The sequence below is a fragment of the Amycolatopsis sp. NPDC006131 genome (assembly GCF_040614175.1).
GTDB classification, from domain to species: Bacteria; Actinomycetota; Actinomycetes; order Mycobacteriales; family Pseudonocardiaceae; genus Amycolatopsis_E; species Amycolatopsis_E tucumanensis.
This window is the reverse complement of sequence record NZ_JBEXTX010000186.1, coordinates 1-9485: the sequence shown is the minus strand read 5'-3', so window position 1 is coordinate 9485 and position 9485 is coordinate 1. Positions and strand designations below refer to the sequence as shown.

Genomic DNA, 9485 nt, shown 5'->3' with positions numbered 1-9485 from the left:
CGACGATCGTGCGGTGTAGTCCTGCTCAGGCTGCCGGTGGTCTCGGTGGCGCTGATGGCGCGGCGGCTGCCGGTGGTCTCGGTGGCGCTGATGGCGCGGCGGCTGCCGGTGGTCTCGGAGGCCCCCACGGCGCGGCGGCTACCGGTAGACTCGGAGGCGCCCACGGCCCGGCGGCTACCGGTGGTTTCGGAGGCACCGACCGCGCGGCGGCTGCCGGTGGACTCAGCGGCCCCCTCGGCCCGGCGGCTACCGGTGGACTCGGAGGCACCCAGGGAGCGGCGGCTGCCGGTGGATTCGGAGGCGCCGACCGTCCGGCGACTACCGGTCGCCTCGCCCGGGGCCGCCACCGAGCGGGACCCGCCGAAGCCTGAGCTCACAGCGCGGCGGCTGCCGGTCGTCTCACCGGGCGCGGCGAAACCGCCTGCGCGGCGACTGCCCGCCTCAACGGGGCGAGTCCGGCCACCCGCGGGAACACCGGCGGCCACGCCGCGGGAAGCACCAGGGGCCGCGTCGTGGGAGACACCGGGGGCCACGCCGCGGGGAGCACCGGGGGTCGCACCACGGGCCACGCCGCCGGGACCATCGCCAGGAGCACCGCCGGGCACGTGCTGGTACCCGCTCGCCGAGCCGGGATCCACCGGGAACGCGCCCACGGCCTCGCCCGGTCGCGGCGCCGCCTGCCGGTACCCCGTCGGCTCCCCAGCCTCAGGACGGCCGTGAGCGGGGTCGTCGCCCCTGCTGTGTCGCCCCATGCGTGCTCTTCCTCAACTCTCCGTGTGCTCCGACAAACGACGTTCACCCTAACAGGGGTCCGTCGTTAGCGAAACGTGATGAACCCAAGAAAATCGCAGGACTGAGCGTTACTGCCCTTGTGCGAGGAGCGTCCGGCAGTGCTCGATCAGCCGAGCGCGCAGCGGTTCCGCCCTGGCGGCGAACGCCGCCTGGGCACGCGCGTACTCCGCCCGCCCCCGCGCGGTCTCGATCCGCATGGGGGAGTAGCCCAGTCCCGACAAATCGTACGGGCTCGCCCGCATGTCCAGTTCGCGGATCTCCACCGCCAGCTCGAAGCAGTCCGCGACCAGCTCGGACGGCACGAACGGGTCGAGCTTGAACGCCGCCCGGTACAGGTCCATGTTCGCGTGCAGGCACCCCGGCTGCTCCAGCTCCACCTGCCGCTCCCGCGACGGCTCCAGGGCGTTGCGCGGCCGGGCGGGCGGGGTGAAGAACCGGAACGCGTCGTAGTGCCCGCAGCGCAGCTCCAGCGACTCGACGACGGTGTCGGTGCCGGCCGTGCCCAGCCGCAGCGGCAGCTGGTTGTGCCGCACCTGCCCGGGCGCCTGCCGGTACACCATCGCCCACTCGTGCAGCCCGAAACAGCTCAGCCGCGGCGGCCGGGACGCGGTGGCCTCCAGCAGCACCAGCAACGCCCGCACCGTCGGCACCCGCTTGGCGGGGAGCTCACCGAGCACCACGCCGCCCGCCGTCTCCCGGAACTCCGGCCGCGCCAGGAACTCCGAAGCAGCCCCGGCCAGAGCCACACCCGGCCCCGGGCTCCACCGTTCCAGGTGCGCGGGGCGGTGCGGGTAGTACTGGAACAGGAAGTCGTGCACCGGGTGCTTCTCGCCCCGCGACCGGCGCTCCTGGTAGGGCCCGGTCCAGCGGCGGATCCGCGCGGCGTGCTCGCGTCGCCGGGCCCGCCACTCGTCCTCGGCCAGAACCCGCATCACGCCGTCACGTGCGTCCCGTCGCGCACCGTGCCCACGTACTCCTCGACCAGGTCCTCCAGTGCGACCACGCCGATGATCGTGCCGTCCGCGCCGCGCGCGCGGGCCAGGTGGCTGCCCTCGCGGCGCATCGCGGACAGGGCCTCGTCGAGGCGGGCGTGCGCGGGCAGGTCGGTCAGCGGCCGCGTCTTGTCCGCGGGCACCCGGCTCCCCGGGGCCTCGCCGATCTGGTCGAGCACGTCCTTGACGTGCAGGTACCCGATCAGCTCGCCGCCCGCCGACCGCAGCGGGTACCGCGAGAAGCCGGTCGACGAGACCGCTTCCTCGACGTCGCCCACCGTCGGCGTGCTCGGCAGTGTCGTCAGCTCGGCGGTGGGCACCAGGACGTCGGCGACGGTCTTCTCGACCGACGACAGCGTCTGGCTCAGCCGCTCGTGCTCGGACTGCTCCAGCAGGCCCTCGCGGCGGGATTCGGAGAGCAGCTCGGCCAGCTCGTCGGAGGTGTAGGCGGTCTCCAGCTCGTCCTTCGGCTCGACCCGGACCAGCCGCAGCAGCGCGTTGGCCATGGCGTTGAGCAGCCAGATGAACGGGTTGGCGAGCTTGACCCACGCGACGTGGATCGGCACCAGCCACAGCGCCAGCCGCTCCGGCTCGGCGATGGCGAGGTTCTTCGGCACCATCTCGCCGATCAGCACGTGCAGGATCGTGATGAACGCCAGCGCGATCGCGAAGGACACCGTGTGCAGCACGACGTCCGGCAGGCCGAGCAGCCCGAACAACCCTTCGAGCTGGTGCGCCACCGCGGGTTCGCCGAGACGGCCGAGGACCAGCGAGCAGATCGTGATGCCCAGCTGGGCGCCGGCGAGCATCTGCGACACGTGCCTGCTCGCGTTGATGACGATCCGCGCCCGGGTCTTGCCCTGTTCCAGCAGGGCCTCCAGCCGGTCGCGGCGCGAGGAGATCAGGGTGAACTCCGCGCCCACGAAGAACGCGTTCAGCAGCAGCAGGACGACGATCAGGAAGATCGCGAGCCAGTCGTTCACCGCGCCACCTCCGTCCGCCCGGCCAGCGGCCGCAGGCTCACCTCGGCGATGCGCAGCCGGTCCATTTCGGACACCGTCAGGCACCAGCCGTCGACCTCGGTGGAGTCACCGGGGTCGGGGATGCGGCCGAGCCGCTCCAGCATCAGGCCGGCGATGGTTTCGTAGTCGCCGTCGGGCATCCGGAACCCGGTGACCTCGGTGACCTCGTCGGCGCGCAGCTGGCCGGACACCAGCCAGGTGTCGGAGCCGACCTGCTGCGAGGACGGCGCCTCGCCGGTGTCGTGCTCGTCGCGGACGTCGCCGATGATCTCCTCGACCACGTCCTCCAGCGTCACCAGGCCGGCCGTGCCGCCGTACTCGTCGACGACCATCGCCACCTGGAAGCGCGAGTCGCGCAGCCGGGACAGCAGCGCGTCACCGGGCAGCGACTCCGGCACGGTGGGCACCGGGCGCATGATCGAGGCGATCCGGGTGGTGGCCCGCTCGGCGGCGGGCACGGTGAAGGCCTGCTTCACGTGCACCGCGCCCTGCACGTCGTCCAGGTCCTCGGTGTAGACCGGGAAACGGGAGTGGCCGGTGCGCCGGGACAGCTCCACGAGGTCGTTGATCGTGTCGCCGACCGTGAGCGACTCGACCTGCACGCGCGGGGTCATCAGCTCCTCCGCGGTGCGGTCGCCGAAGCGCAGCGACTTGTCCAGCAGCCGCGCGGTCGAGGTGTCGAGGGTGCCGCTTTCCGCGCTGGTGCGCACGATCGAGCCGAGCTCCTGCGGGGAGCGCGCCGAGCGCAGCTCCTCCTGCGGCTCGATGCCGAACTTGCGGACCAGCCAGTTCGCGCTGTTGTTCATCAGCGTGATCAGCCAGCGGAACAGCGCCGAGAACCGCGAGTGGTAGCCCATCACGGCCCGCGCGGTCTCCAGCGGCTTGGCCACGGCCAGGTTCTTGGGCGCCATCTCGCCCAGCACCATCGACAGGATCGTGGCCAGCAGCAGCGCGATGACGAGCGAGGCGCCGCCCGCGAAGCCTTCGGACAGTCCGGCGGCGGTGAGCAGCGGGCGGACCAGGTTGCCGATCAGCGGTTCCGCGACGTACCCGGTGACCAGGGTGGTCAGCGTGATCGCGACCTGCGCGCCGGAGAGCTGGAACGACAGCGTCGAATGCGCCTTGCGGACGGTGCGGGCCCGCTTGTCACCGACCTGGCGGACGTGCGCCTCGACGGTGCTGCGCTCGAGCGCGGTGAGGGAGAACTCGGCGGCCACCGCGAGACCGGTGCCGACCGTCAGCAACACGAAGAAAACGACTCCGAGAACGGAGAGGAGCACTTCCATCATCGGCCGTCACGGTCCTGAACCGGGCCGGGGAGGTGCTCGGGAACGCCGGGTTCGCCACCCGGCTTCGTACTGTCACCAGGTGACTGCGCGTCGCGCACGAAAGAAGTCACTCCTTGGGAATGGCTGGAAACGTGTGCGCCATGATACCCGAACCGGGCGGCCGGACGAGGGCGTCGGCGCTGGTGAGCGTGTCAGGAGTCGGCCGAGGCGCGCACCCGGTGCCGCCGCACGCTCTCCTCCACGAGGTCGAGCACGGGGCCGAGGTCGTCGGCGGGCAGGCCCATCGCCAGGTGCGACACCAGGCCCTCCAGGACCAGCTCCAGGTAGGCGGTGAGCACGTCCACGTCAACGTCGTCGCGGAGGTTGCCGGCCTGGCGCTGCCACAGCAGGCGCTGCCGGGTGGCGGCGGTCAGCTGCTGTGAGCGCTCGGCCCAGCGGCCGCGGAACTCCGGGTCGGTGCGCAGCCGCCGGGAGACCTCCAGCCGCGTGCCCAGCCAGTCCGCGGGGTGGTCGCTGCCCTCGGCGAGCAGTTCGCGCATCACCTGCACCAGGCCCTGCTGCGCGACCACGTCGGCCATCCGGGCCGCGTCCTCCTCCGCGAGGGCGAGGAAGAGCGACTCCTTGTCGCGGAAGTGGTGGAAGATCGCGCCGCGGGACAGCCCGGTCGCTTCCTCCAGCCTGCGCACCGTGGCACCCTCGTACCCGTACCGGGCGAAGCAGACACGGGATCCGTCGAGGATCTGGCGCCTGCGCGCTTCGAGGTGGTCCTGGCTGACCCGGGGCATGGCTAGATCCTGACACCGCGAGCCCGGCTTTCGCAAACCGTACGTACTTACTGCAATCCTTACGGATGTCTTGCCGGTAGCCGGGAACGGCCCCGGTCAACCCTGAAAATTGTCGGTGCCCGCGTGTAGCGTCCGAAAGCGAGTGATCCCCGGCGATTGGACACGACATGACAGCGGTCCGGCCCACGTCACCCGCCCCCGGCGGGGCGGTGGCGGCGAAGGTGGTCTCCGACCGCGCCGAGGGCGAGGCGTACGTGGCGTCCGTGTGCTTCAAGCACGGGCCACCGCGCCTGCTCGGCGTGGAGCTCGAGTACACCGTGCACTACGCGCAAGACCCGCGAAGACCACTCGACCGTGCAGATCTCGCCCGTGCGCTCGGCCCGCACGCCCCGCGCACCCTCAGTCCCGAGAGCCCGGCCAGGCCATTGCCCGCCGGCTCGCCCCTGACTCTCGAACCCGGCGGCCAGGTGGAGATCTCCGCCCTGCCCCAGGCCTCGCTCCGCGAGCTCGCCGACGCGGTGGCCGCCGATCTGGCTCACCTCACCGAACTGCTCGCCCGCCACGGGTTCGTCCTGCGCGACGACGGCATCGACGCCCACCGCGCCCCGGCCCGGCTGCTGGACACCCCCCGCTACGCCGCGATGGAACGCCGGTTCGCCCCGATGGGCGACGGCGGCGTCACGATGATGTGCAGCACCGCCGGCCTGCAGGTCTGCGTCGACGCCGGGGAGGTCGATTCGTTCGCCGCCAGGTGGGCCGCCGTCCACGCCCTCGGCCCGCCACTGCTCGCGTTGTTCGCCAACTCCCGGAGGCACGCGGGGCGGGACACCGGCGCGGCGTCGGCCCGCTGGCTCGCGGTGATGGCCACCGAGGCGTGCCGGACCGCGGCCGCCGCGTGCGGCCCGGACCCGGCGGCGAGCTGGTCGCGCCGCATCATGGACACCCCGCTGCTGGTGGTGCGGCGGGGCGAGGGGCCGTGGGACGCGCCGGACGGCCTCACCTTCGCCGACTGGGCCGCCGGCCGCGGCGCGGGGCGGGTCCTGCGGCGGCCGACCGTGGCCGATCTGGACTACCACCTGACCACGATGTTCACCCCGGTGCGGCCGCACGGCTACCTGGAGGTCCGCTACCTCGACGCCCAGCCGCGGGACCGTTGGCTGCACCCGGTCGCGTTGCTGACCGCACTGCTCGACCGTCCCTCCACAGTGGACCGGGTGCGCGAGGTGTGCGCGCCCGTCGACGGCGAGTGGGAGCGCGCCGCGCGCGCCGGGATGGCCGACCCGCGGATAGCGGCGGTGGCGCGCGAGGTCGCCGACCTCGGGTGCGCCGAGCTGGCCCGCACCGACCTGACCGAGGAGACCGTCAACCGGATCAGCGAAGGCGTGCAGCGGCTCGCGCACGCCGGGGAGGGGACGAAATGACCGGCGTGCCGCCGTTGACCGAGGCGCCGAACCCGGTGCGTGAACTGTCCGAAGAGGCTCTGCGTTCCCGCGCGGCCGCCGCGCTGGAGCGGGCGCGGGCCCGCAGCACGGCGCTGACCGCCGCGGTGGACGACGACGACCTCGTCCGCCAGCACTCGAAGCTGATGTCGCCGCTGGTGTGGGACCTCGCGCACATCGGCAGCCAGGAAGAGCTGTGGCTGGTGCGGGACGTGGGCGGCCGGGAGCCGCTGCGGCCCGACATCGACGACCTCTACGACGCGTTCCAGCACCCGCGCGCCACCCGGCCGTCGCTGCCGCTGCTGGGGCCGGCCGAGGCGCGCGCCTACGTCGCCGAGGTGCGGGCCAAGGCGTTCGACGTGCTGGAAAGCGCGCCGATGACCGGCCGCCCGCTCACCGAGGCCGGGTTCGCCTTCGGCATGATCACCCAGCACGAGCAGCAGCACGACGAGACCATGCTGGCCACCCACCAGCTGCGCAAGGGCGATCCGGTGCTGCACGCGCCCGCGCCGCCGCCCGCACGATCGGGGCCACTGCCGGGCGAGGTCCTCGTCCCGGCCGGCCCGTTCGTCATGGGCACGTCGCTGGAGCCGTGGGCGCTGGACAACGAGCGCCCGGCCCACGCGGTCGACGTGGCCGCGTTCTACCTGGACACCGTGCCGGTGACCAACGGCGCGTACGTGGAGTTCCTCGAAGACGGCGGCTACGACCGGCGTGAGCTGTGGAGCGCGGCGGGCTGGGATTACCGCACCGAGCACGACATCACCGCGCCGCGGTTCTGGCGCCGCGAGCCGGACGGCTGGTGGCGGGTCCGCTTCGGCGTGCACGAGCCGGTGCCCGCCGACCAGCCGGTGGTGCACGTGTCCTACTACGAGGCCGAGGCGTACGCCAGGTGGGCGGGCAAGCGGCTGCCCACCGAGGCGGAGTGGGAGAAGGCCGCCCGGTTCGACCCGGCGACGGGGGAGTCCCGGCGGTACCCGTGGGGCAACGACGATCCCACGCCGGAGCACGCGAACCTGGGCCAGCGGCACCTCTCGCCCGCCCCTGCCGGCGCGTACCCGAAGGGCGCCTCGGCGCTCGGCGTGCACCAGCTGATCGGCGACGTGTGGGAGTGGACGAGCACCGACTTCGCCGGCTACCCGGGCTTCCGCGCGTTCCCGTACCGGGAGTACTCGGAGGTGTTCTTCGGGCCCGAGTACAAGGTGCTGCGCGGCGGTTCGTTCGGCACCGACGCGGCGGCCGTGCGCGGCACGTTCCGCAACTGGGACTACCCGATCCGGCGGCAGATCTTCGCCGGGTTCCGTTGCGCGCGGGACGCCGCGCCGGGCGAGCGGGCCTGACGGTGTGCCGCCACCTGGGTTACCTCGGCCCGCCGCGCTCGCCGGCGGAGCCGGTGTTCGACGCGCCGCACTCGCTGCTGCGGCAGACCTACGCGCCGCGGGACATGCGCGGCGGCGGCGTGGTCAACGCCGACGGGTTCGGGCTGGGCTGGTTCGGCGACGGCCCCGAGCCGGTGCGGTACCGGCGCCCGGTTCCACTGTGGAGCGACCAGGACCTGCCGCGGCTGGCGCGGTCGGTCCACAGTGGAGCGTTCGTCGCCGCGGTGCGCAACGGCACCACCGGGATGCCGTCCGGGGAGGGCGCGTGCGCGCCCTTCACCGGCGGCCGGTGGTTGTTCAGCCACAACGGGATGGTGCGCGGGTGGCCGGACAGCCTCGCCGCGCTGGCCGGGAAGCTGCCGGTCACCGACCTGATGACCCTGGAGGCGCCCACCGACTCGACGGTGCTGTGGGCGCTGCTGCGGGAGCGGCTGGAAGCGGGGGAGGACCCCGTGGGCGCGGTCGCCGACCTGATCGCCCAGGTCGAGCGCGCCGCGCCGGGGTCGCGGCTGAACTTCCTGCTCACCGACGGCGCCGTCCTCGTCGGCACCGCCTGGACCCACGCCCTGTCGGTGCGGGTCGAGGGCGAGGCCGTCCTCTTCGCGTCCGAACCGCTCGACGACGCGCCCGGCTGGTCGGAGGTGCCCGACCGGCACCTCGTCGCGGCCCGGCACGGCGCCGTCGAAGTCATTCCCCTCAACGCCGATCGGAGTGTTCCCTGATGACCGAGTCCGAACTGGACATCCACCGCAGCGCCACCGAGATCGCCGAGGCGCTGCGCGCGGACGTGCGGGAGGGGCTGTCGGCCGAGCAGAAGTGGCTGCCGTCCAAGTGGTTCTACGACGCGGCGGGCAGCCGGTTGTTCGAGGACATCACCGCGCTGCCCGAGTACTACCCGACGCGGGCCGAACGCGAGGTGCTGGCGCGGGAGGCCGCCGGCATCGCGAAGATCACCGGCGCGCACACGCTGGTCGAACTCGGTTCGGGGTCGAGCGAGAAGACCCGGCTGCTGCTCGACGGGCTGCGCGACCACGGCAGTCTCCGGACGTTCGTGCCGCTGGACGTGTCGGAGGCCGCGCTGGCCGAGGCGGTGGAGGCGATCCAGGCCGGCTACCCGGGGCTCGACGTGCGTGGCGTGGTCGGCGACTTCACCGAGCACCTCGGCCTGCTGCCCGGCGAACCGCCCCGGCTGGTCGCGTTCCTCGGCGGCACGATCGGCAACTTCCTGCCCGCCGACCGCGGCAAGTTCCTGCGCTCGGTGCGGGACGTGCTGGCCGCGGGCGAGTGGTTCCTGCTGGGCACCGACCTGGTCAAGGACCCGGAGACGCTGGTCCGCGCCTACGACGACTCCGCCGGGGTGACGGCGGAGTTCAACCGCAACGTGCTGCGGGTGGTCAACGAGGTGCTGGGCGCGAACTTCGACCCGGACTCCTTCGAGCACGTCGCGCACTGGGACGCTCGGAACGAGTGGATCGAGATGCGGCTGCGCGCCCCGGAGCCGATGCGGGTGTCGATCCCGGGCGCGGGCATGGAGGTCTCGTTCGAGCCGGGCGAGCACATCCGGACGGAGATCTCGGCGAAGTTCCGCCGCGACGGCGTGACCGCGGAACTGGCCGATGCCGGCTTCGAGGTCGAGCACTGGTGGACCGACGCCGCTGGACGGTTCGGGGTGTCCCTGGCCCGCGCGATGAGCTAGGGCGTGTCTGACAAAGATCGCGGTTGGTGGCTGGGATGCTGCTGGTCGTGTCGCGGTTTCAGATGCTCTCGGATGAGCAGTGGGCGTTGAT

Annotated in this window: 8 protein-coding genes; 4 read left to right on the top strand and 4 right to left on the bottom strand. The window is 72.9% G+C overall.

Annotation, left to right across the window (positions count from 1 at the left end; translation table 11 throughout):
- Nucleotides 1–860: 860 nt before the first annotated feature.
- The 4 genes from ABZ215_RS42220 to ABZ215_RS42205 all read right to left on the bottom strand — a co-directional run bounded on the left by ABZ215_RS42220 (nt 861) and on the right by ABZ215_RS42205 (nt 4880).
- Nucleotides 861–1724 carry a 3-methyladenine DNA glycosylase gene (locus ABZ215_RS42220; RefSeq protein WP_354956446.1) on the bottom strand — a complete coding sequence of 288 codons (864 nt, stop codon included), beginning with the start codon at nt 1722–1724 and terminating at the stop codon, nt 861–863.
- The gene (locus tag ABZ215_RS42215) at nt 1724–2767 is read right to left on the bottom strand and encodes a hemolysin family protein (RefSeq protein ID WP_354709239.1); all 1044 of its coding nucleotides are present in this window, start codon (nt 2765–2767) and stop codon (nt 1724–1726) included. Before ABZ215_RS42215 ends, ABZ215_RS42220 begins: the two co-directional genes overlap by 1 nt.
- On the bottom strand, nt 2764–4095 hold the full coding sequence (locus tag ABZ215_RS42210; protein WP_020418468.1) for a hemolysin family protein: 1332 nt from the start codon (nt 4093–4095) through the stop codon (nt 2764–2766). Before ABZ215_RS42210 ends, ABZ215_RS42215 begins: the two co-directional genes overlap by 4 nt.
- 191 nt (nt 4096–4286) lie before the next feature.
- Complete coding sequence (locus ABZ215_RS42205) at nt 4287–4880, bottom strand: TetR/AcrR family transcriptional regulator (protein ID WP_237335783.1); 594 nt, start codon at nt 4878–4880, stop codon at nt 4287–4289.
- A gap of 167 nt (nt 4881–5047) precedes the next feature.
- Here ABZ215_RS42205 and ABZ215_RS42200 point away from each other — a divergent pair, with 167 nt between their 5' ends.
- The 4 genes from ABZ215_RS42200 to egtD are packed head-to-tail and all read left to right on the top strand — an operon-like array spanning nt 5048 to nt 9394.
- The gene (locus ABZ215_RS42200; RefSeq protein ID WP_354956444.1) at nt 5048–6301 is read left to right on the top strand and encodes a glutamate-cysteine ligase family protein; all 1254 of its coding nucleotides are present in this window, start codon (nt 5048–5050) and stop codon (nt 6299–6301) included.
- Nucleotides 6298–7659: an ergothioneine biosynthesis protein EgtB gene (egtB, locus tag ABZ215_RS42195; protein ID WP_354956442.1), complete on the top strand. Its 1362-nt coding sequence runs from the start codon at nt 6298–6300 to the stop codon at nt 7657–7659. The genes ABZ215_RS42200 and egtB overlap by 4 nt, the downstream gene beginning before the upstream one ends.
- Before the next feature lie 2 nt (nt 7660–7661).
- Nucleotides 7662–8420, top strand: coding sequence for an ergothioneine biosynthesis protein EgtC (gene egtC, locus ABZ215_RS42190; RefSeq protein ID WP_354956440.1), 759 nt, complete (start codon nt 7662–7664; stop codon nt 8418–8420).
- Complete coding sequence (gene egtD, locus ABZ215_RS42185; protein ID WP_354956438.1) at nt 8420–9394, top strand: L-histidine N(alpha)-methyltransferase; 975 nt, start codon at nt 8420–8422, stop codon at nt 9392–9394. Before egtC ends, egtD begins: the two co-directional genes overlap by 1 nt.
- Nucleotides 9395–9485: the final 91 nt, after the last annotated feature.

Bases quoted from the DNA above. Each gene is read 5' to 3' on its own strand.
- ABZ215_RS42220 (WP_354956446.1), bottom strand. From the start codon at position 1,724: ATGCGGGTTCTGGCCGAGGACGAGTGGCGGGCCCGGCGACGCGAGCAC.
- ABZ215_RS42210 (WP_020418468.1), bottom strand. From the start codon at position 4,095: ATGATGGAAGTGCTCCTCTCCGTTCTCGGAGTCGTTTTCTTCGTGTTG.
- ABZ215_RS42200 (WP_354956444.1), top strand. From the start codon at position 5,048: ATGACAGCGGTCCGGCCCACGTCACCCGCCCCCGGCGGGGCGGTGGCG.
- egtB (WP_354956442.1), top strand. From the start codon at position 6,298: ATGACCGGCGTGCCGCCGTTGACCGAGGCGCCGAACCCGGTGCGTGAA.
- ABZ215_RS42205 (WP_237335783.1), bottom strand. From the start codon at position 4,880: ATGCCCCGGGTCAGCCAGGACCACCTCGAAGCGCGCAGGCGCCAGATC.
- egtD (WP_354956438.1), top strand. From the start codon at position 8,420: ATGACCGAGTCCGAACTGGACATCCACCGCAGCGCCACCGAGATCGCC.